Origin of the sequence: Psychrobacillus mangrovi, from assembly GCF_037104765.1 — a bacterium.
GTDB lineage: Bacteria > Bacillota > Bacilli > Bacillales_A > Planococcaceae > Psychrobacillus > Psychrobacillus mangrovi.
In genome coordinates this window covers 34635-57021 of sequence record NZ_JBAWSY010000016.1, presented here as the reverse complement: position 1 = coordinate 57021, position 22387 = coordinate 34635, and the positions used below count along the sequence as shown (strand labels likewise).

The window sequence follows — 22387 nt, the reverse complement described above, 5'->3', positions numbered from 1 at the left end:
ATGCCGAAACACATTCTTTTAATCACAATAAAATTATCATTAAAGAATAAATAACAAAGCAACACAACATTTTTAAAATCAAGTTCAGTGGCAATCATCGTTCCTTGAACACATTGTAGGGAAGCGATGTAATACCGAAAAAGCGTGGAGTAAAGTGACAAAGCCACTTTACTCCACGCTCAAAGAGAATTGTATAACATGCGTTTTGTCCCTAACCGATAACGTTCTAATAGAGGTCAAAGGGGATTTCGCTGATTTTATTTTTTCATTCGACTTCTCGATAAAAGTAAAATCATATAGCATAGCAGTCCAAAAAGTAATGAAACAAATAGTGAATGCATTAATGCAATATAGAGATTAAGTTTAGTTAATACCACTAGCATGCCAGTAGATCCTTGTAAAACAACAAGTACTAATGCGATAATCCAGCCCCAATAGATAGCACGTTGATCTTTATAGTTTTTAATTGCGTGAATAGCGATAATCAATATCCAAATGATAATTAAGCCGGCTGCAGCACGATGACCCATTTGAACCCACTCATATAAGTTGGTTGGTAATGAAAATTCGTCATTTCTACATAAAGGCCAATCTTTACAAACTAAACTTGACTCAGTATGTCTAACTAATGCACCTGTATAAACTACTATATATGAATATAATGTGACCTCAATTGTATGAAACTTTAAAGTTTTACCAATTCTAATATTATCTGTGTCAAACTTCCGATCCACTTCAAAAATCAACAAGGTCAATAATAAGACTGCCGCAAAAGAAATAAGTGATATTCCAAAATGTAGAGCTAGAATAAAATCTCCTTGACCCCACTTTACTTGTGCTGCTCCTATTAAAGCTTGTAATACTAAGAAGAAAAATGCCATAAATGATAAAAACTTTGTTTCGCGAACATGTCCTAGTGCACGCCATGACCAAACCGCTAAAGCGACTATAAGTATTCCTACAGCACCTGTTACAAGTCTGTGAGAAAATTCAATAAGTACTTCCGGAGTAATTACATCTGGTATAAGTTGTCCATTACAGCCAGGCCAATGTCTTCCGCAACCCATTCCACTGTCGGTTTTGGTTACAAGAGCTCCACCTAAAAGTATGAGAAGCATACCAACAGTAGAGGCCACAGCCAACCATTTTAAACTTTTGTGAATGTGCAATATGCCACCTACTTTATGTATGTTGATCGTCTTTAAAGACGGTATCTGCCTTTTGATGATATCGAAACATTGAAGAAAATACAATGTTTATCATTTGAACAGTAGGGTATGATAATGCCATTTCACAAATTGTTCATAAATTCGTGCGTGAACCTTCACAAATAATAAAAAGAAATGATTTACTATTGATATTGTTGTATTGTTTAGGAGAATCTTTTAATACTTATATGTCGAAAAAACATATTTCACTATAGAAATTAGTGATAATTTTCGATATAGTAAAAGATAGCGGAATATGCTTACAACTTTGAAAGGAGGGGACAGCATGTCGAATAGTCAATCAATCACCGCTAATACCGATACTGACAAAAATCCAGAAACAGCGTCATTCATAAAAGACTTTCTTGCACTTATTAAGATTGGGATTGTCAATTCAAATCTAATAACGACGTTTACTGGTATTTGGTTAGCTTTCCAATTTACTAACCGTAATTTTCTTCATGAATTAGATTTGTTGTTCTACACACTATTTGGGGCAGCTCTAATAGTTGCTGGGTCAGGTGCGATGAATAACTATATAGATCGTGATATAGATCCTATTATGAAGAGTAAAAGAGCAAGACCCACTGTTACTGGAAGGTTTAATCCAAATGCCGTGCTGATAACTTCTCTTACTTTGTTAGTTGTAGGTGAAATTTTGTTATTTATGGCTTCAACTTCTGCGGGAGTTTGGGGACTTGCTGGTATCATTAGTTATGTAGTTCTTTATTCCATGTGGTCAAAAAGAAAACATGTGAGTAATACAGTAGTCGGCAGTATTTCTGGTGCAATACCACCTTTAATCGGATGGGCGGCAGTAGAACCTGGTTTAAGCTTCGGGGCTCTAGCATTGTTCTTAATAATGTTCGTTTGGCAACCACCGCACTTTTATGCATTAGCGATGAAACGAACAGAGGAATACAGAGCAGCTAATATACCTATGCTTCCAGTTGTAAAAGGATTTGAACGTACGAAGCGTTCTATGCTTTTATGGGTAATATTTTTATTCCCATTACCATTCTTGTTAATGGAACTTGGAACATTCTTTATCATTTTAGCTACTGCACTAAATATAGGTTGGCTTATACTTTCTATTAAAGGCTTCCGAGCTGAAGACGATTTGAAATGGGCTTCTCGTATGTTTGTTTATTCGTTAAACTATATGACCATCCTATTCGTAGCAATGATTATCTTCTCTATCTTTATTTAACTACTGGAATTCTTTCTTTGATCAACAAGAATTCATATAGAACAGAACCACAGTCCAATGCACATGAATACAACTATGAAAGAGGGGTTTGATTTAGCTATGATGAAAGGGCTTAAAAAATGGCGACTTTTTTCACTGTTAGCAGCTCTTACGATTTTTCTATCAGGTTGTGGCGAAAAATATTTATCTACGCTAACACCTGCCGGACAAGTCGGTAGAGATCAATTTAACTTACTATTACTGTCTTCTGCTATTATGGCTTTAGTTATTATAGTAGTAGTAATTATCTATGTACTTGCTCTTGTGAAATTCCGTCGTAAAAAATTAGGGGAAAACTTTATTCCAAAGCAAGTGGAAGGAAATCATACTCTAGAAATTATTTGGACAGTTATCCCTATTCTTCTTTTACTAGTACTTGCTGTTCCAACTGTTTATCTAACTTATAAACACGCGGATGTTGCCGGTATGGAACAAGTAGATGAGGAAGGTAACAAGACAGCGGTTACAGTAAATGTAACAGCAAAACTATTCTGGTGGGAGTTTGAATACCCTGATTTAGGTGTAGTAACTTCTCAAGAATTAGTAGTTCCTACAGATGAAAAAGTATACTTTAACTTAAAAGCTGCAGATGTGAAGCATTCATTCTGGATACCATCAGCTGGTGGTAAGATGGATACAAACGTAGAAAACGTAAACCAATTCTATTTAGAATTTGATGAACCTTCTGCTGGTTTAGAACAAGGTGCTTTCTACGGGAAATGTGCGGAACTTTGTGGTCCGTCACATGCTTTAATGGACTTCAAAGTCAAAACAATGGATCGAAAAGATTTTGATGCATGGGTAGATTCTGCTAAAACGACAAAACCTGTTGCAGGAAGCGATCTTGCTCAATCTGGTGAAGAAATCTTTAACACAAGTTGTATCGCTTGTCACGCAACTTCTGCTGCAGGCACTGGTGGTGGTGTAGGCCCTAACTTGGCTTCATTTGGAGACCGTAACCGCGTTGCAGGATTCATGGAACATAACGAAGAAAACTTAAAAGCTTGGATTAATGATCCACAAAGTCACAAACCAGGTAACCTAATGCCACAGCCTGAGGCAATCAACAATGGCGAAAAATTTAGTGAAGAGCAATTAGATGCTCTTGCGGAATATTTAATGGGATTATCTATTGAAAAGTAATTTCAATAGATAAAAAACAAAGGAGGTTAAAGTTGTGAGTTCAACTGCTAAGAAAAAAGGCTTTGGCGCAACTTTATGGGACTATTTAACAACGGTTGACCATAAAAAAATCGCTGTCCTTTACCTCGCTGCCGGCGGATTGTTTTTTGTAATCGGTGGTATCGAGGCAATGCTTATTCGTGTACAATTAGCAAAACCGGATAACGATTTTGTTAGTGCAGGTTTATTTAATGAAATTATTACAATGCATGGTACAACAATGATTTTCCTAGCAGCCATGCCGATATTATTTGGGTATATGAATGCTGTTGTACCATTGCAAATTGGTGCACGTGACGTTGCATTCCCATTCTTAAATGCACTTGGTTTTTGGTTTTTCCTTTTTGGGGGCATTTTCCTTAACCTATCTTGGTTTATGGGTGGAGCACCTGATGCTGGATGGACTTCATATGCATCTTTATCACTTGCATCTGAAGGTCATGGGATTGACTTTTATGCACTAGGACTTCAAATATCTGGTGCCGGTACATATATAGCCGGTATTAACTTTCTTGTTACAATTATTAATATGAGAGCACCTGGTATGACATACATGCGTATGCCATTAATGACCTGGACTACATTTGTTGCAAGTGCGTTAATATTATTCGCTTTTCCACCATTAACAATTGGATTATTTTTCTTAATCTTTGACCGTATGTTTGGAGCAAACTTCTTTGACCATACAATGGGTGGTAATACAATTATTTGGGAGCATCTATTCTGGATATTCGGGCATCCTGAAGTATATATCTTAATATTGCCTGCTTTCGGTATTTTCTCAGAAATTTTTGCTATTTTCTCACGTAAACGTTTATTTGGTTACTCATCCATGGTATTTGCTGTTGTATTAATTGGATTCTTAGGATTCATGGTTTGGGCTCACCATATGTTTACAGTTGGATTAGGACCAACAGCTAATGCAATTTTTGCTGTTGCTACAATGGCTATTGCTGTACCAACCGGTATGAAAATCTTTAACTGGCTTCTTACGATGTGGGGAGGAAGTATTAAAGTAACCACTCCGATGCTTTATGCATTAGGATTCATTCCTTCATTCGTAGCAGGTGGGGTTACGGGAGTTATGCAAGCTGCAGCACCTCTTGACTATCAGTTACATGATTCTTACTTTATCGTTGCCCATTTCCACTATGTAATCGTAGGTGGGGTAGTATTGGCAATCTTAGCAGCATTGCACTTATATTGGCCTTTAATGTTTAACCAAATGTTAAGTGAAAAACTTGGGAAATGGACCTTCTGGTTCTTCTTTATCGGTTTCCATCTAACATTCTTTATACAACATTTCTTAGGCTTAATGGGTATGCCACGCCGTGTTTTCACTTATGGAGCAAATCAAGGTTGGGATCTATTCAACCTAATCAGTTCAATCGGTGCAATTTTCATGGCAATTGGTGTAATCATTTTAGTAATCAATATTATCATTACAGTTGTTAAGAACGTTCCTGTTGGAAATGATCCTTGGGAGGATGGCCGTACATTAGAATGGGCTATTCCACAACCAATCCCATTCTATAACTTTAAACAAACTCCACTTGTTCGTGGACTTGATACTTTCTGGATTGAAAAACAAGAAGGTAATAAAGAAGGGATGACATATGCAGAACCACTTTCTGATATTCATATGCCAAATAACTCAATAATTCCTTTAGTAATATCATTTGGAACATTTGTAGCAGCTTTCGGTGCACTTTACAATGGTGAAAAATCATGGGCAATTCCAGTTATCGTTCTCGGATTAGCAATCACATTCCTTTCAATGGCAGTACGTTCATTAAAAGATGACCATGGTTTCCATATTCACAAAGAAGATTTAATGAATGAAAAAGGGGGTAATTAATAATGGACTTTAATACGAAGTACACCCCACAATCTTGGCCAGATCATCCAGAGCAAGTAACCTTAGAAGGTAAAAACAAATTCGTAGGTTTCTGGCTGTTTCTAGGTGGAGAAACTGTACTATTTGCTAGTTTGTTTGCTACTTATTTGGCTCTTAAAAACAAAGGGCCAAGTGGTATGGAGTTTTCAACTCAGTCGTTATATGAATTACCACTTGCTTTTGTTATGACGATGCTGTTATTAACATCTTCTTTAACAAGTGTGTATGCAATGTATCACATGAAGAACCATAATTTTAGAGGAATGCAAACTTGGTTGGCTATCACAGTTTTACTTGGTTTTGGTTTCTTAGCATTAGAAATTTATGAGTTTTATCATTATGTACACATAGGATTTACTTATGGACAAAGTGCGTTTTCATCAGCATTCTTTACATTAGTTGGAACGCATGGTCTTCACGTTGTTGTTGGTTTGGCTTGGATTATCTTATTGATTATCCGTAATGCAAAACGTGGATTTAGCTTGTATAATGCACCAAAATACTATACTGCTTCTTTATACTGGCACTTCATTGATGTTGTGTGGGTATTCATCTTTACAGTAGTATACTTGATGGGAGTTGTTGGTTAATATGTCAAACGACGCTCACGTATATGTGAAAACACAAACTGAGTATGAATATACTCGCCGCAAAAGAAGAGAAGATATGCGTGCTCAAGTAACAACATTTGCAATAATGATTTTCTTGACACTAGTTTCTTTTACTTCAGTTGCTGCAGGTTTTTCTAAATACTATATTGTTCCAATAATTTTATTGTTGGCTGCAATACAAGTAGTATTGCAACTTTATTATTTCATGCATATGAGTGAAAAGGGGCATGCTGTTACTACATTCTTCTTATATTCAGCTGCCACTATCGGCTTTACAATACTACTTACATTCTTAACGATTATTTGGTGGTAATTTGAAACGAGACTAAGTTTATTCTTAGTCTCGTTTTTTTTATACTTTATACTCTTTTTTAGAGGGAGAGCGTAGAGAGTTGGTCAAACACGTTAAAAAACAATAAGGATTAGTTTGGAAAAGCCTCAACTCGATTCCCGCGGGAAAGCGAGACAGATGGGATCCTACAGGAGCGTAGCGAGGGTACTGAAAAAGTCCTCACTAAGATTCCATAACAGTATGTGAACGAAAAAATGTTCGCATACTCGATTTTTAACTTGGACCTGTTAATTTCTGTTCCAGGCGGACGCGTTCCGCCGGCATGGCAGCAGCAGCTTCCCTTGCTCCTGCGCAAAGCTCGTCGCAAAAATGGCTCGGCGATCGTCCGTGAAAGCTTCGGAAAATCTAATTCGAGTTTGTTTCTATAGTCCGGGACTAAGTATCCTTATTCTCATTTTTATTTCTATTTATAAATAGCTCTACACTTCGGGCTCTTATAGTTTCGTAATCTCATTTGTCATAGTTCGTTCATTGAAGTTATAGCGATAGAGCATTATAATAGTGGAAGTAATGTAAAAAGGAGCGAAAATACGTATGCCTTTAAGTATATTTGGTTTTCAAGCATTGTGGAGTCCTGTCATGATTGGCGTTTTAGTATTTATTACAATATTATATTTTTTAATCACTGTAAAATGGAGAAAGGATTTTAAAATATCCGAACCATTAAAAGGTAAAGAAGCGGCTTATTTTCTAACAAGCTTAGTTATTTTATATATTGTTAAAGGATCACCTGTAGACTTAATGGGGCACATTATGTTTTCTTTTCATATGACACAGATGGCTATTTTGTTATTACTAGTTCCACCTTTAATGATGAAGGGGATCCCTTGGTGGGTGTGGAAAGTAGTAATTGAATTGCCTGCTGTTCGAAAAGTGTTTCCACTTTTAACAAAACCTTTGTTAGCATTAATTGTATTTTCTGGATTATTCTCTTTTTATCATATACCTTTAGTTTTCGATTATATTAAGTTGAATGAGGTATTACACGGAACATATACATTCATTTTGTTTATGTCCGCAATTTTTATGTGGTGGTCTGTTGTTGAAATAATAAAAGATGATAAAGGATTGCATGGATTAAAGAAAATAGGATTCCTTATTTCAAGTGCAGTTCTAATTACTCCTGCATGTGCGCTTATTATTTTTTCTGGAACTGCAATGTATGACACGTATACGAATCCAGATTCATGGTTAAAAGCAATGGAGCTTTGTGTACCAACTAGTACGTTAACAGGTTTATCCCTATCCGGTCCAGAACTATTTTCAGATATGCCACCATTCGAAGATCAACAACTTGGTGGAATTATAATGAAGATTATTCAAGAAATAATTTATGGGGTAGTTCTATTTTCAATCTTCTTCCAATGGTATCGTAAAGAGCAGGACACTGCTGATGAAATTACCCAAAAAGCATTAGATGATCTTCATAATTCAAGTAGAGCTTAACAGTATGTTTAATTTTGTTTCCGAGGAGAATGATAATGAGTTTACCTATTTTACCTACAATTAGTACCTTTTTTATCGTATTAAGTGCAGTACTAGTAGCGATTGGTTGGATACTAGTAAAACAAAGAAAAATTGAAGCACACAAGAAAACAATGTTTGCCGCTGCTATCGCAGCTTTAACCTTCTTTATTATCTACGTTTCTCGGACAATCTTTATAGGGAATACTGCTTTCGGTGGTCCTGATGATATTAAGATTTACTACACAATATTTTTAGTTTTCCATATTATTTTAGCAACTGTGGGTGCAGTATTTGGAATAGTAACTTTGTATTTAGGTTATAAAAATAATATAGTAAAACATCGTAAAATAGGTCCAATTACTAGCATTATCTGGTTCTTTGTTGCAATTACAGGGGTAGCCGTCTATCTCTTACTTTATGTAATTTACCATGGTGGACAAACTACGTCCGTTATTAAAGCTATAATTGGCGGTTAAATTGCAAATTAAAACAGTAACCGCATTTCTGTGGTTACTGTTTTTTTATAATTTGAAGTTTAGTTTAATCATCCCGGATTCTTTAGCAGTGATGAACAGGATCACAATAAGAGGTCCTATCATAAATCCAAGGAAACCAAATAGTTTTGCACCAATGAACATCGCAATTAGAATAGCTAGAGGTGAAATTCCCATCTGAGATCCCATTAGTTTTGGTTCTACAGCTCTTCTTATAATTAATAAAATAATAGCTAGTACAGTGAGTTTTGTTCCTAAAACAATATCTCCAGTTAAGTAATGATATATTGCCCATGGCGCTAATACAGCGATGGACCCCAGTATTGGAATAATATCAATGATCCAAATAACAATTGCCATAATAAAGGCAAACTTCGGTGTTATTATAAAAAGTAACCCCAAAAATGATGCACCTAAAATAATAAAACTGGCTAAAATTTGGGCTTTCAAAAATCCAATAATAGTTTTTTTAATGCTTAATGACATAAACCTCACTTTTACTGCGGTACTATCGGATAAATAAAAAAAGAGCTTCGTCCTTAATTTAGCTAAGTCAAGCATGAATAAAAAAAGGGCAATGATAAATACAATGAAACTAATTAAAAAATTCGGGATATTTGTGAGGATAGCAGATATATTAGAATAGCTAAGTAAATCAAGTAAGGACTCTTTCATGCTATTTAAAGTGGAATCCAATTTATCTTGAATGGATGTTACTACCTCTTTCGGTAAGCCTTCCGTATATTTAAACAGGTTATTTTGTATATCAATCCAAATACCAGTTAGATTATTTAAATGGAATGGGAAAACTTTAGACGTATAAATGAGCTGACTTATTAATTTGGTAACAGCAAAGTATAAGATACTTGAAATAATAATGATAAAAAACGTGAAATTAGCAATTACTGCAGGCTTTCGCTTCCATTTAAATGTTTTTTGAGTAAACTTTACAGCTGGTTCAATTATAATTGCAGTAAGCAATGCTAAAATAATTGGAACAGAAACGGGAAGAATAAAAATAGCAATAACTAAAAGAAATATAGCTAATATTATGTATCTAAGATATTCTTTTTTAAAGATTTTCCATACCATGTTTTTCCCTCCCTTCTTCTTTTCTTTTTTATTAGTATAGACAAGATAATTATAATTGAACAGATTAAAACGCTAGAGAAAACATTCTCTAACGTTTTATAAGTAATACATATTAGACATGTGCTTCAAAAACTTTTAAATCTTCTTTTAAAGCAGCTAAAGTTTGTTCACAAGATTTAACTAGGTGATTTGGGAAAACTTCATTTTCACCATATTCAACACCATGCGGGTAATAATGCTTACCTACAACTGGTTTAAGTAAAGTGATATTTGCATCATGTGCACCAACATCACCATCTTTAGTAAAACCAAATACACGAAGGTAAAAAATTCCCTCTTTTATTTCATATTTTTTGTCGTAAGTTACTCGTTCGTAGTCCCATTGGCCTTCACGAACTAGACCATGTTTTTTCATAACATCATCTAATACATTTAGATCAATGACCGTGTCTTCAATACCTGTGTTTTCGAAATACATTAAATTGTCCTCCTTCACGTTCAATATGCCATAGTGTACGTTCTAATTAATATTAATTCATATTTGAAAATGTTGCAATGACAACATTGTGTATTTCTATAGATGCTTGTTATACTAGTGATAATGGTATAACTGGTAAGGAGTTATAATAAGATGAAGAATCTTTTTAAAATCTTAATTTTTATTGCTATAATACTAGTGATTTTTATATATTTGGATAATCCTGTGAAAGAAAATGAACTAATTACAGGATCAAAAAATTCTGGACAGGTTATTCCTCAAGAAACAACAGAAGTAGTGGAATCAAACAATATCTTTACAAGACCAAATAAAGGTATCTCCGTTTTAATAGGTCAATCTTCTAACGAAGTAGTTAAACTATTAGGAAAACCGGATCGAGTAGAACCTTCGGTATTTGGATATGATTGGTGGATATATAATTCAGCTTTTTCTGATTATCAAATGATTGGTGTTTCGGAAGATAAAGTAGCACAGATTCTGGCTGTCGGAAATAAGATTGATGTGACACCATATGACATTGGTCAATCACTGGAAGATATCTATCGTTTTACGATTGTACAATCTGAGATAACGATCTCAATCGATTCCAATATATATACTTTTTCATTAAATAAAGATGATATAACAAATAGAATTTTAGTACCATTTGATAACTTATATGCAATGTTATATATCGACGGGAAAGATCATCAATTAGAAGCAGTTCGCTTTTCAGATGCAGAAACCCTTCTTTTACAAAAACCATATGATATTTTATATAATGGATCAATGGTGGAGTCTTCAACTCCTCCTTCTGACTTGCAAGTAGCTGTAGACCGAGCAAATGAACGACAAATTGTTGAAATTACAAACTTGTTTAGACTGAGACATGGCTTCCGTGTTTTAGAATCTGACTTAGAGCTACAAAAAATTGCAAGACAACAGAGTGAAGAGATGGCAAAAAATAATATTGTAAAAAACGAGTCTTTTGAGGCTCCTAAATTTAGTGATACACTCCAGGAATCAGGGATTGATTTTAACCGTGCTGGGGGAAATACTGCAGCTTTTTATTTTGATGCTGGAGATGCAGTCAATGGATGGTTAAACTCAAAAGACCATCGGGATACTATACTAGGAAAATGGTATTCACATACAGGAGTAGGGGTATACGGTAATTATTACACACAAAATTTTATTGAGAGACCTATACCTAAAGAAGACAGATAACAGTTATTGATAAACGTAAGTTCCATCTCGTTCTTCATATAAAGAACGAATATGCAAAGGTACTTTGTGAAGGGCAGCAAATTTGGCTGCTCTTTTTTGTATGATTTCTACAGGCTCTATAATAATGTTTTGTAATTCTTCATATGACATTGATGAAATTAATTGTACTGATTCGTTCTTAAATGGATCAGAGGTCATAACACCTGGGACATTTTTATAAAATTCGACAATATCTGCATTTAAATGATGTCCATATACGACTGCAGTTAAATCACTTCCACCTCTTCCTAATGTTGTAAAAGTTTGAGAAATTTCTGAAAGACCCTGAAAGCCAGGTACAATAATGCAAGGATAATCCTTAAATGTATTAGTTACTTCTTTTGTATCTACATATAAAATATCCGCGTTGCCATATGCCTCATTCGTAATAATACCTGCACTTTTTCCATATAGAATCGTAGCAGGAATTCCTTCCTTTTTTATTTCTGCACACAAAACTGATGCAGAAATTAACTCACCACATGCAGATAGTAAATCTGTTTCTATGCTATTAGCAGAGGGAGGTATTAAGTCTAAAAGCGTATCTGTTGAATAATATTGACCTCTTCTTCCCATGGCAGAGACAACAACGAGCACTTTTTGGTGTTTACTGATAGCTTTTTGAATATGTGATATAACAAATTTTCTACTTTGATGATTCTGCATAGCAACACCACCATACTTTTGAACAATCATAACCTCATCAACTTTACTCGTGACATTTTAAACACTCCGTTCATACGATACAAGGAATTCATTTTACTTTATGCGAGCATACAAGAATGGTGTAGGGAGTGGATAACTATTTATCCTTTAAAAGAGTTGTTAAAAGGATTACAGTATGAGATTATTGGTGATTTTCAACACGTTTCAATAAACAGATGTATTGATCATTCTAAGCAAATTAGAGAGGGAGATGTTTTTGTCTCTCAAACGAAAAATCGATTATTCATTGATGAAGCGATAAGAAATGGAGCTATCGCTATTTTATCGGAGTGTTTTATTCCGGATTGTATGGTTCCTCAGATAATCATTCCTACCGATATGCATCACTTTAATAGTAGACTATCGATATTAACGTATGAACTATACGGTAGTAAAATAAAAACGATAGGTATTACAGGGACTAATGGAAAAACTACAGTAGCATCCTTTGTTGGACAGCTATTGATGCAACAAAATAAATCAGTTTGTGTAATAGGAACGTTAGGTGTATTTGAAAATGGAAAAAAACTAGTAAATTATTTACGAAGTAATACGACGTTACCCTTTTATGATTTCATTCAAGTAGTGAGGCATTGTTATGAGAGCAATGTAGGTTATATTGTGCTGGAAGCATCCTCTCAAGGACTATTAGATCAAAGATTAAGTAATTATCCGATTGATGTAGGAGTATTTTTGAATATAGGGAAAGATCACATAGAGTTCCATGGCGGAATGGTTCCTTATAAAAAGTCTAAGGAACTACTTGTGTCTCTTTCTAACCATTTGGTGATCAATGATGATGATGCATGGTGTAAATCCATAGCAGAGAAAACTTATTTACCTGTAACACGTTTTGGAGAAAATCATAAAAATGATATTATCTATCAAAAGGTAGATTATTCAAAGGAAAAGATAAAGTATAAATTTTTGGTCGGCAAAAAAGCATTGCACATAGAGATGACTAATAGTGGATATTATAATGGGGCGAATCTTGCAGCGGCAATTGCAGTTATGAAATCCCTAGGTATATCCATAGAAGAGCTAAAGCCTGTAAAACTTCCTAAAGGTAGATTAGAACGAATTGATAATGAAAGAGGAATCGAAGTATTAATAGATTACGCACATACTCCGGATGCATTAGACGCAAGTTTAGGAGCAATAAGAACCTATGCGAAAAATGATGTTTATGTTGTTTTTGGTTGTGGTGGAAATCGAGATAGGCAAAAGAGAAAATCGATGGGAGAAGTAGCGACTAAGTATGCTACAAAGGCTATAATAACGAACGATAATCCAAGATATGAGAATCCTGCTGACATAATCGCAGACATTATACAGGGCACGAAAAAAGATAAGATTATTATAGAAATGGATAGAAAACAAGCAATATTACTAGCATTAAGTATTGCCAAGAGAGGAGATATTGTATTAATAGCAGGAAAGGGACATGAGCAAGAGCAAATTGTGAATGATCTTGTAGTCCCTTTTTCTGATCATGAAGTAGTTCAAAATTATTTTGAAGAGTTAGATGGATCAATAACAAAAAATGATCCAGTTGCATAAGCAATTTTTTTCCCATTGGGCTGAGTTACCGTACATTCCATCACCAATGTTTGGCGGCCTTTATGTAAGTATGAAGCAGTAGCTATTAAAGTTTTTTCTGTTGCTGCTTTTACATAATGGATCGTCATATTTGTTGTTACTGCACCTTTACCTTCAGAACGTAAATCTTTATTTACTAGAAAACCCATGGCATTGTCTGCAAGAGTCGCAATTACTCCACCATGTGGCATATCGAAGCTATTATAAGATAATGGAGTTACTGGTAGAGTTACAATACATTTGTCTTCTTCATATTGAGTATCCATATGAAAAACTGCATTTAGATATGTAGTTGCTTTTTCTTGTTGCTTATTTTGTAAACCTTTTAAAAATTGTTTTAGTAAGTTTATTTCTACTTCTGTTGCACTTTCTGTCACCTGAGCTATTAAAGTATGTAATTCATTCATATTTATTACTCCTAACGTTAAGATAATAGTTTAGCAATTGTTTCTAGTTTTTGTTATGATAAGGATGATTGGAGGAATGTCTAAATGATTATGACCTATGAATGGGCCACTATAATGGACCAATCGGATGATCTATGTAATATGATACTTTCCTCTGAACAATTTTATCGATACTTAGACGCACACAGTGCTGTATATACAAATTCAAGCTTAGTCAGAGAAATTAATGATTTTGCAAGACTTAAGGACCTATACGAAGAGGTTCAACGTTTCGGAAAATACCATCCAGATTATTCTGTAGTAATGAAGAATATTCGAGTTACTAAAAGAAAGCTGGATATGGTAGAAGAAATAGCGACACTAAAAGTCGCTGAAAACGACTTGCAAGATTTGTTAGACGAAGTGAGCCTGTTAATCGGTAAATCTGTTTCAGAGGGTGTAAAAGTACCAGTAAGTAATCCATTTTTTGCATCAAGCGGTTCTAGCTGTGGCAGTGGTTGTGGTACAGGTGGTTCCTGCTCTTGTTCAGCTTAATGTATGGCATAAGGAAGGATGTGTGCATTGGCACACATCCTTTTTTACGATGCTTTTCTGAATTAGTCTAGTTTTAGTGCTTCGATAGCTAGGTCAGGTCGATCTGTTATAATTCCTTTTGCTCCATTGTCAATTAGCTTTCTCATAACAACAGGGTCATCAATTGTCCAATAATGGACTGGGATATTTAAAGAAGTTAAAAATTTTATGAAACTCGCGCTATCTAAAGGGAACATATTCGATCTCACTGGGATTTGAAACACATCTGCCTTTGGATGGTATAAGTGTTTAAATTGACTAGTGAATGCTGTATATGCTTTTCTTACTTCTCTTTCTCCAGCTCCTAGAGCCACTGTGTTTTGAGCATATAGATTGAATCTATCTATCTGTTCGTCATAAAAACTGGTGACCACAACCCGTTGCAACGCCTGTTTTTCATCTAATAATCTCCAAAGTTTAGATGGCATTAAGCTTCCTTCGTAAGACTGTGGTGCATCTTTTATATCCAGATTAATAAGCATTTGAGGATATTTGTCTAAAAGTTCCCCTAATGTCATTATTTGTTCTCCGCAATCTCTAAAAGAATTTTCTCCATTTAAATCTAGGAAGTGAAATCCTAAATCTGCTTTTTTAATCTCTTCTAACGTATAATCCGAAACTCTTCCAGTAAGGTTAGTCACTCTGCCTGTATATTCATCGTGAAAAACCACAATCTCTTCATCTTTTGTTAGTCTAATATCTATTTCAAAACCATGAACACCAAGCTTCGCTGCATTTTCAAAAGCGGATGGAGAACATTCGGGTGCAAGAGCAGATCCTCCACGATGAGCAAGAATAATAGGTTGATTATATTCTAGCGCTTCTTTTGCAGTACGGCTTAGTGGTTTAGACAGAGCCTTTGTACTTGCCCATGCTGCTCCAGCAGCTGCTGCAATGGCGATTGCTACGTTTGTTTTTTTACCCATTACTTTCTAATCCTCCTTTTTAAACGAAAGGTAGTTTTAATTATATCGAATTGATGAGTAACTGTCAGCTAGTTGTTGTTGCTATCAATTTCATGCATATGTTATTCTTTATATGAAGAAATGAGGGGAAACGTATGACAGAAAGACAAGGATTAATTGTCTATGTGCATCATTTAAAACAAGCAAAGTCTTTACGTAAATATGGGCATGTCCATTTTATTTCAAAAAGATTAAAATATGTAGTCTTATATTGTGATCAAGATCAAATTGAAATTGCGAAACAAAAGATGAGCAAGCTACCTTTTGTTAAAGAAATTTTAGAATCTTATCGTCCGTTTTTAAAAACTGAATTTGAAAATAGTAAGCCTGATAAAGCGAAAGAATATGATTATAAAATCGGTTTATAAACTAGTCTATTGTAATGGCGGTATTAAATGATTTAAACGTAAAACTCCGATAACATATTGATAAAATAATTCCTTATCATCAAAAATGGATGAATGTTTGATATCCAATTTGACTGGTATTATTTTTAAATCATCTAATGTTGTTTGAAAGGTCAAGAGCCTTTGTGTACTTGGATTGGTATTAGGTATACCTTCACGACATATATAAATCGGAAAAAAATTAGCAGAATTAATTGGTTTAAGGGCAATTGCAATGGAACAATATTCTTTACTTTCTTTTTTAGAAGTAAAGATGAAAGCCCGATGAATGCGATTTTTGTTTACTTTTGCAAGTTCACAAAGCTCAAATATATCTCCATAGCCCTCACCAAGCTCAATAAAACGTTGAATCAATGATAACACTTCCTTTCCAATTTATCTTACCATTATGTTGGAGGACATTTCTATGAAATTTATTATTAGCTTTATAACCATGTTACTCATTGTGGCAAATAGCGTTTTATTATTATCTCAGTATCACGTCTACTCCTCTAGTTTGGATGAGAAAGAGGCTTCGTACTTTTACGAGCAAGAGGTTGAATTGAAATTTAAAGAAGATAAAATTATTGTAAAACAACATTTTAATAATTTACCTCAAGGAGAAATTGCAGTAGTTTGGCCAATTTCTAGTGAAAATAGAAGCTGTGACTTAAGTAAAAGCACAAACTGTGATCGTTTAACTGAAGACTTAACTTCCTTTAAAGAAGGTGAATCTTTGAGCGAAAGCATTTCATATGAAATTCCATTTAAAGATGGACTTAAAGACGGTCAAATTCTATCTGATTTTCTTGTTAAATTAGAAAAAGGTGGCGTTTCTTATACAACACTTCACATAACGGATGAGTTAAAAAGAGGTGGGATGTGGGTAAGTGGATTGCCTGTGCTAGGAAGCACTTCTTTAGATTTAATAGACTATTCGCTTTTCGAAGGTGAAGGGGATCTTAGGGATTTATATTGGCAAAAAGAAGTGCTGCCTGTTCAATATGAAGCTAACTACTATAGCCTTTATTCTCATAATGAAATACCAAAAGAATTAATAGTACAGTTAGAAGAATTACACTTACCAAATAGGGAACATGTGTCTGTGCTTTTTACAAACAAAAAAAATGATATGAATGACTCCAGAATTATTTTTATTGAAAATGAGGATATTGCTTCAATTCAAAGAGAGTTAATTGTTAAACAAGTTCAGCTAAGATATGGAATAGATTCGGCTGATCCGTTGTTAGCAGAAGTAATTAGTAGTTTTTTACTTGACCGACCTATTGGAACCGAGAAAGCTAACTGGATGTATGATACGCTTGTTAACTATCTTACTACGGAGCAATTGGAAAGTTGGAAAGCAGAATTTGAGAAAAAAAATCAAATGGATGCTGAAAAATTAGATGCGTTGTTATCAAACATTCTTCATTTAAAGACCTCTTTTTTTGCATTAAATGTGCAAGCTGGTGCCGAGCATTTTCCGTTGCTTTTTGAAGATTCAAGACCTGTTTATATAAATGAATTACAACAGGAAAATATGAAGGTATTATTTAAAGAAGGTAAAGTATTGTATGCTGTAGAACCTTTATTGTCTGTTTTAGGATATTCGATAAATGATACAGATAAAGGATTATATGTTCAAAATGCTACAAGAGCTTTTCGTTTTCCTATTCATGAACCTTTTTATGTATTAAACCAAAAAAGATACGATGCAATGTCCGAACCATTTGAAAAAATTGGTTCCGTTTATTATATTGAAGAGGCGTGGATGATCCGCTTATTTTTACTGGATGTAGAAAAAGAAGATAAGAGAATTAATATTATACAATCTTGATTATCTTAATTTAAATTGAGTAAAAGTCTTCCGTTATTCTAGGAGATGCCTGGAAATCAGGCGCGAAATCTGGACACAAATACGCTAGGGCGAATTTGAAAGCTAGGAGTAGTAAAAATGAGGGTTATATCAGGAACGAAAAAAGGGTTGCCTTTAAAGGCGGTAACTGGAACTAATACAAGACCAACAACGGATAAAGTAAAAGAATCTATTTTCAATATGATAGGTCCTTATTTCGATGGGGGAATAGCAGTCGATTTGTTTGCAGGTAGTGGAAATTTAGGAATTGAGGCACTCAGTCGAGGAATTGATACTTGTATTTTTATCGAGAAAGACCAAAAAGCGATGCAAACTATTGTGGATAACTTACAAAAATGCCGTTTAGAAGAATCAAGTGAAAGATATAAAATTGATGCTTCTAGAGCAGTGAAGGCTTTTGAGAAAAGAGAACTTCAAATTGACTTGCTATTTGTCGATCCACCTTATAGCAAAGTACAATTTTATGATTTAGCACGAAAGATTGTAGAAATGGGATGTATGAAAGATACGGGGATAATTGTTTGCGAACATGATAAAACCATTGACTTAGAAACTGATTTAGAAACATTTTCGCTAACTAGAAGAGAAACATATGGAAATACCGTTATCTCTATTTACCGCAAACGTATGGAAGAGGGGAATTAAGTTGGTTAAAATTGCAGTCGTTCCGGGAAGTTTCGATCCAATTACATATGGTCATTTAGATATTATTCATCGAGGTGCAACTATTTTTGGACAAGTTAATGTAGTTGTCCTTAACAATTCATCGAAGAATCCACTTTTTTCAGTAGAAGAAAGAGTAAAGCTAATCGAGGAAGTAACAGCCGATCTTCCGAATGTGAAAGTAGAAACATTCTCAGGGTTATTAATGGATTATGCAGAAAGTGTAAATGCTAGCGCTATCATTCGTGGTTTACGAGCAGTTTCGGATTTTGAATATGAAATGCAAATTACCTCAATGAATCGAGTGTTAAATGATGAAATAGAAACATTTTTCATCATGACCAAAAATCAGTATTCGTTCTTAAGCTCGAGTATAGTTAAAGAAGTTGCTAAATATGGCGGCCAAATTAGCGAGTTAGTTCCACCTCAAGTAGAAGCTGCACTTAAACTTAAATTCAACCTCGACTAACCTTGCAACCATTGCAAGGTTTTTTGTTTCCTTATTTTCCTAATTCCCTAATTCCCGATTTCCCCTAATGTTACGAGTATATTACTAGTGCCTGGCACCAGTAATATACTCGTAACATTTTTGCTTATGCAAAAATGTAGTAGAGCATTGGGATAATGATTATATGAAGAAAACGGAAGACTATGTAACGTCGAATGGAGATGCCTGCTTTTTGGGCTAGAACAATTATTTGCATATGGATACTTATTCCACTAAATGCAATAATCAATGCTACAATTACAGGTAGCAATTCATTTCCAGATAATATTTCACCGGCAAGACTAATTCCTCCTGTCATTTCAAAAAAGGATGCTACAAATACTAACAAAAGTGGAGATAGATTAGGCAAGATCTCTTTTACGGATTCAAACACAATAATACTTACCGTCGTAAAAAATACCACTGTAGTGCCAATCAATAGTAATATTTGAGAGGTTTCTTTGATACTCTCTTGAAACGGCGAAGAAGAAATTTTAACATTCTCAAGATTTGTCTGAATAGCAGGGGTTCGAATAATGAATACTAAAAGGAATAACAAATTTACAATATGAATTATTAGTAACAACTTGAGGCCTGCAATTTCTGCATGAAATATATCAATACCGACAAAACCAATGACAAACATTGGGCTTGGGGCATGGCAAATTGCGATAAGCCAGCTTGCATTCCTATTATTTAAAGTGCCCATTTCTTTTAAAGATGAAATAATCGCTGCACCGCTAGGAAAGCCGCCAATGGCACTAAGAAGGTAAATATTCAAATACAGCTTATACTTATTTTTGGTTTTTAAAAACGAATTTTGCGAACGGATAAACATTTGAGTGATTACTAAATAGGGCAGTAAATAAGGAAGTAATGCGGTTGTAAATATACGCATTCCTTCTACAGCCCCCTTATGTGCAATACCTGGCTGCAAAAATAAAAGAATGATGAGTGCCCAACTGCCGATTGATATTATTTTGTGCATATTATTACATCCTTTATTGTTCATTTGTTTTGTCAGAAAAAAATCGAAGTGATAAACTAATGAATATGAAATTTAAAAGGAAGGGATTAATATTTTATGTTGAAGAGAAAACCTATAATTTTCCTTCTAATTTTGGTGCTAGTATCAACCCTAGCCTTTTACCCAATGGAATCTTATATTTCGAAACCGGGTGGTGCATATGAACTTACGCCATTTGTTGAAGTACAAGGTGGAGATGAAGACGACGAAGGGATGATGAGTCTTCTTACAATCTCCTTAGCAAAAGCTACTCCATTAACTTATGCTTATGCCAAATTAGTCGATAACCAAAAAATTTATAAAACTAGCCAAATCCGTAATGCAGATGAAAATGAACAAGAATATAATATACGTCAATTAAAGCTTATGTCTGATTCTCAATTTAATGCTATCTCGGTAGCCTTTGATCGAGCGAATAAGCCTTATAAAGTAATAAACAACGGAATATTTATTTTTAATGTTTTAAAAGATAGTGCTGCTGACGGAATTTTAGAACCTGGAGATAAAATTATTGGAATGGATAATTTATCTGAACTCACCGAAGAAAAACTTAAAACTTATCTGAGTGGAAAAGTTCAAGGTGATGTTGTCCAACTGACTGTTGAAAGAAATGGAAAAACACTTGAAAAAGAAGTAACTTTAAAATCAATACCAGGTGTTTTAGAAAAACCAGGAATTGGGATATCTTACACAGAAGACAAAAAAGTCGAAACTACACCTGTTGTTCATATGAACTCAGAAGAAATTGGAGGTCCGTCTGCTGGTCTCATGTTTACATTAGAAATATTGAATCAGCTTATTCCTGAAGATATTTCAAAAGGGTACAACATAGCAGGTACTGGAGAAATGAAGCCAGATGGCACGGTTGGAAGAATCGGTGGAATAGATTTAAAAGTTATCGCGGCGGATCGAAAAGGAATAGAAATAATGTTTGCACCAGATGACGAAATAGATCCAGCTATTTTAGCGAATAATCCTGATTTAACAACTAACTATGAAGAAGCATTAAAATCTGCAAAAAAAATAGGCACAAAAATGAAAATTGTGCCAGTAAGAACAATAGATGATGCACTTGCCTATTTAGACCAATTAGAACCTAAATAAGCTGTCACTGAATGATTGGAGCATTTCTATAATCGTTTCCAATCATCTCATGTGCATTTGTTGATTGAAGACCTAAATAATACAAATTAGAAGCTTTTAAATCGAGCATTAACATATCGTTTTCTTTATGAGCAGCTACTCTACTTATAAGAGGAAGCTGCAAATCTTTTTTTAATGAATTTAAATAAGCTTGACCATTCTTGCTCATTGCAAGTGGTCGGATATAAGTGGGCAAATCCATTTGCTCTAATTCATTCCATGTAAAGCAATTATATATGTGCGTTAACATTCTTTGGATCCTTGTCCAGGTAAATCGTTTTGATTTTATTTGCATCATAAAAGATTGAAATGATTCGCTTTTCATCGCAGCATCCCAAATGGCATTCTCTATGCCTTCTGTAATTTCTGCATAGTTTGCCAATTGCGCTTTAGTATGTCTTAAAATAATTAAGCGTAAAGATGGCCAAAATCCTTCCCAACTACCAAAAGCTTTGTAAGCTGTATGCCAAGTTTGTAATTCAGTTATACTAGTGCTAGGTAAAAAAGATTGAATGGACGTAAGATTCATCTCCCCGAACAACACTTTTCTTATTCCTGTAGCACTTGCAATCGTTTCGGAGGGATTAGCTTCATCGTGATAGTTTGCAATGACCCGATGGATCGTTTCTGGTTTTATAGATGCATTTAACTTATATGCAGCTTCGATATAATGATACCCTAAAATATTATTTGGCTTAGATAAGTCCACTAATGGAACTGTTGAATTTGCTGAAATCAGTTTATAAGCTTCGTTTAAAGCTTTTGGATAACTAATACCTTGTTTTATAAAAGTTGAAATAGCTGTATTATAATCTGCTTTATTGGTAGATAATAATTGATATGTATGATGAAATGAATCTAAAGATCCTTCCTCACTACCAAAACAAAAGAATTCACATTTTAAAGAATCTAATAAAAATATGGCACCTTTTGCAAAGTCACTTGCTTGGGCAGTAGCAAATGCATATGGCAATTCTATTACTAAATCAACACCCGCAGAAACAGCCATTTTAGCGCGCGTCCATTTGTCAACTAACGCTGGTTCTCCTCGTTGCAAAAAGTTTCCAGACATTACAGCTATAATCACGTCACTGTTTGTTTTACTTCGTGATTGATTTAAATGATATAAATGTCCGTTATGAAAAGGGTTATATTCAACAACTATTCCTGTAGCTTTCATCATTAATCAAATCCTTTCATTACTTTAAGAAAGTATAACTTTCTTAAATAGTAACTGTCTAGAATACAACGCTTTCCTTA

General features: G+C 34.4%; 24 protein-coding genes. 15 read left to right on the top strand and 9 right to left on the bottom strand.

Annotated features, from left to right (window positions below):
* Nucleotides 1-257 precede the first annotated feature (257 nt).
* Nucleotides 258-1169 carry a COX15/CtaA family protein gene (locus WAX74_RS16430; protein ID WP_336498744.1) on the bottom strand — a complete coding sequence of 304 codons (912 nt, stop codon included), beginning with the start codon at nucleotides 1167-1169 and terminating at the stop codon, nucleotides 258-260.
* Nucleotides 1170-1494: 325 nt separating this feature from the next.
* On the opposite strand from WAX74_RS16430, the gene cyoE reads away from it, so the two are divergent.
* From cyoE to WAX74_RS16395, 7 genes are all read left to right on the top strand, one after another.
* A complete protein-coding gene (gene cyoE, locus WAX74_RS16425) occupies nucleotides 1495-2418 on the top strand; it encodes a heme o synthase (protein ID WP_336498743.1) in 924 nt (307 codons plus the stop codon).
* A gap of 99 nt (nucleotides 2419-2517) precedes the next feature.
* Nucleotides 2518-3600 (top strand): cytochrome c oxidase subunit II, encoded by a 1083-nt coding sequence (gene coxB / locus WAX74_RS16420; RefSeq protein WP_336498767.1) that lies wholly within the window; start codon nucleotides 2518-2520, stop codon nucleotides 3598-3600.
* Between the two features lie 34 nt (nucleotides 3601-3634).
* A complete protein-coding gene (locus tag WAX74_RS16415; RefSeq protein WP_336498742.1) occupies nucleotides 3635-5497 on the top strand; it encodes a cytochrome c oxidase subunit I in 1863 nt (620 codons plus the stop codon).
* A gap of 2 nt (nucleotides 5498-5499) precedes the next feature.
* The gene (locus WAX74_RS16410) at nucleotides 5500-6126 is read left to right on the top strand and encodes a cytochrome (ubi)quinol oxidase subunit III (protein WP_336498741.1); all 627 of its coding nucleotides are present in this window, start codon (nucleotides 5500-5502) and stop codon (nucleotides 6124-6126) included.
* A gap of 1 nt (nucleotide 6127) precedes the next feature.
* On the top strand, nucleotides 6128-6460 hold the full coding sequence (gene ctaF / locus WAX74_RS16405; RefSeq protein WP_336498740.1) for a cytochrome c oxidase subunit IVB: 333 nt from the start codon (nucleotides 6128-6130) through the stop codon (nucleotides 6458-6460).
* A 573-nt stretch (nucleotides 6461-7033) separates the two neighbouring features.
* Complete coding sequence (gene ctaG / locus WAX74_RS16400) at nucleotides 7034-7945, top strand: cytochrome c oxidase assembly factor CtaG (protein WP_336498739.1); 912 nt, start codon at nucleotides 7034-7036, stop codon at nucleotides 7943-7945.
* 35 nt (nucleotides 7946-7980) lie between these two features.
* A complete protein-coding gene (locus WAX74_RS16395; protein WP_336498738.1) occupies nucleotides 7981-8442 on the top strand; it encodes a DUF420 domain-containing protein in 462 nt (153 codons plus the stop codon).
* A 45-nt stretch (nucleotides 8443-8487) separates the two neighbouring features.
* Here WAX74_RS16395 and ytvI read toward each other — a convergent pair whose 3' ends face one another.
* Both ytvI and WAX74_RS16385 read right to left on the bottom strand, forming a co-directional pair.
* Nucleotides 8488-9552, bottom strand: a complete 1065-nt coding sequence (ytvI, locus tag WAX74_RS16390) for a sporulation integral membrane protein YtvI (RefSeq protein WP_336498737.1) — start codon at nucleotides 9550-9552, stop codon at nucleotides 8488-8490.
* Nucleotides 9553-9664: 112 nt separating this feature from the next.
* Complete coding sequence (locus WAX74_RS16385; RefSeq protein WP_336498736.1) at nucleotides 9665-10030, bottom strand: YugN family protein; 366 nt, start codon at nucleotides 10028-10030, stop codon at nucleotides 9665-9667.
* Nucleotides 10031-10183: 153 nt separating this feature from the next.
* On the opposite strand from WAX74_RS16385, the gene WAX74_RS16380 reads away from it, so the two are divergent.
* Entirely contained in the window at nucleotides 10184-11257 is a 1074-nt protein-coding gene (locus WAX74_RS16380; RefSeq protein WP_336498735.1) for a CAP domain-containing protein, read from the top strand.
* 3 nt (nucleotides 11258-11260) lie between these two features.
* Here the strand turns inward: WAX74_RS16380 and WAX74_RS16375 are convergent, their stop codons facing one another.
* On the bottom strand, nucleotides 11261-11962 hold the full coding sequence (locus WAX74_RS16375; protein WP_336498734.1) for an amino acid kinase family protein: 702 nt from the start codon (nucleotides 11960-11962) through the stop codon (nucleotides 11261-11263).
* A gap of 18 nt (nucleotides 11963-11980) precedes the next feature.
* Here WAX74_RS16375 and WAX74_RS16370 point away from each other — a divergent pair, with 18 nt between their 5' ends.
* Nucleotides 11981-13561 (top strand): UDP-N-acetylmuramoyl-L-alanyl-D-glutamate--2,6-diaminopimelate ligase, encoded by a 1581-nt coding sequence (locus WAX74_RS16370; protein ID WP_336498733.1) that lies wholly within the window; start codon nucleotides 11981-11983, stop codon nucleotides 13559-13561.
* Here WAX74_RS16370 and WAX74_RS16365 read toward each other — a convergent pair.
* Entirely contained in the window at nucleotides 13510-14007 is a 498-nt protein-coding gene (locus tag WAX74_RS16365) for a PaaI family thioesterase (protein WP_336498732.1), read from the bottom strand. The two genes, WAX74_RS16370 and WAX74_RS16365, sit on opposite strands and share 52 nt — an antisense overlap.
* Nucleotides 14008-14091: 84 nt before the next feature.
* On the opposite strand from WAX74_RS16365, the gene WAX74_RS16360 reads away from it, so the two are divergent.
* Nucleotides 14092-14541 (top strand): YlbF/YmcA family competence regulator, encoded by a 450-nt coding sequence (locus tag WAX74_RS16360; protein WP_336498731.1) that lies wholly within the window; start codon nucleotides 14092-14094, stop codon nucleotides 14539-14541.
* A 62-nt stretch (nucleotides 14542-14603) separates the two neighbouring features.
* On the opposite strand, the gene WAX74_RS16355 is transcribed toward WAX74_RS16360, so the two are convergent.
* Nucleotides 14604-15506, bottom strand: coding sequence for a glycerophosphodiester phosphodiesterase (locus WAX74_RS16355; protein ID WP_336498730.1), 903 nt, complete (start codon nucleotides 15504-15506; stop codon nucleotides 14604-14606).
* A gap of 134 nt (nucleotides 15507-15640) precedes the next feature.
* Between WAX74_RS16355 and WAX74_RS16350 the strand changes: the two genes are divergently transcribed.
* On the top strand, nucleotides 15641-15913 hold the full coding sequence (locus WAX74_RS16350; protein ID WP_336498729.1) for a YlbG family protein: 273 nt from the start codon (nucleotides 15641-15643) through the stop codon (nucleotides 15911-15913).
* Between the two features lie 6 nt (nucleotides 15914-15919).
* Here WAX74_RS16350 and WAX74_RS16345 read toward each other — a convergent pair whose 3' ends face one another.
* The gene (locus WAX74_RS16345) at nucleotides 15920-16315 is read right to left on the bottom strand and encodes a DUF7147 family protein (RefSeq protein WP_336498728.1); all 396 of its coding nucleotides are present in this window, start codon (nucleotides 16313-16315) and stop codon (nucleotides 15920-15922) included.
* Between the two features lie 43 nt (nucleotides 16316-16358).
* On the opposite strand from WAX74_RS16345, the gene WAX74_RS16340 reads away from it, so the two are divergent.
* The 3 genes from WAX74_RS16340 to coaD all read left to right on the top strand — a co-directional run bounded on the left by WAX74_RS16340 (nucleotide 16359) and on the right by coaD (nucleotide 18939).
* Entirely contained in the window at nucleotides 16359-17768 is a 1410-nt protein-coding gene (locus tag WAX74_RS16340; protein ID WP_336498727.1) for a hypothetical protein, read from the top strand.
* 117 nt (nucleotides 17769-17885) lie between these two features.
* A complete protein-coding gene (rsmD, locus tag WAX74_RS16335; RefSeq protein ID WP_336498726.1) occupies nucleotides 17886-18452 on the top strand; it encodes a 16S rRNA (guanine(966)-N(2))-methyltransferase RsmD in 567 nt (188 codons plus the stop codon).
* A 1-nt stretch (nucleotide 18453) separates the two neighbouring features.
* Nucleotides 18454-18939, top strand: coding sequence for a pantetheine-phosphate adenylyltransferase (gene coaD, locus WAX74_RS16330; RefSeq protein WP_336498725.1), 486 nt, complete (start codon nucleotides 18454-18456; stop codon nucleotides 18937-18939).
* 124 nt (nucleotides 18940-19063) lie between these two features.
* Here the strand turns inward: coaD and WAX74_RS16325 are convergent, their stop codons facing one another.
* Complete coding sequence (locus tag WAX74_RS16325; RefSeq protein WP_336498724.1) at nucleotides 19064-19945, bottom strand: hypothetical protein; 882 nt, start codon at nucleotides 19943-19945, stop codon at nucleotides 19064-19066.
* 96 nt (nucleotides 19946-20041) lie between these two features.
* Between WAX74_RS16325 and WAX74_RS16320 the strand changes: the two genes are divergently transcribed.
* Entirely contained in the window at nucleotides 20042-21088 is a 1047-nt protein-coding gene (locus WAX74_RS16320) for a SepM family pheromone-processing serine protease (RefSeq protein WP_336498723.1), read from the top strand.
* 4 nt (nucleotides 21089-21092) lie between these two features.
* Here the strand turns inward: WAX74_RS16320 and WAX74_RS16315 are convergent, their stop codons facing one another.
* Nucleotides 21093-22307: a nucleotidyltransferase gene (locus tag WAX74_RS16315; RefSeq protein WP_336498766.1), complete on the bottom strand. Its 1215-nt coding sequence runs from the start codon at nucleotides 22305-22307 to the stop codon at nucleotides 21093-21095.
* Nucleotides 22308-22387: the final 80 nt, after the last annotated feature.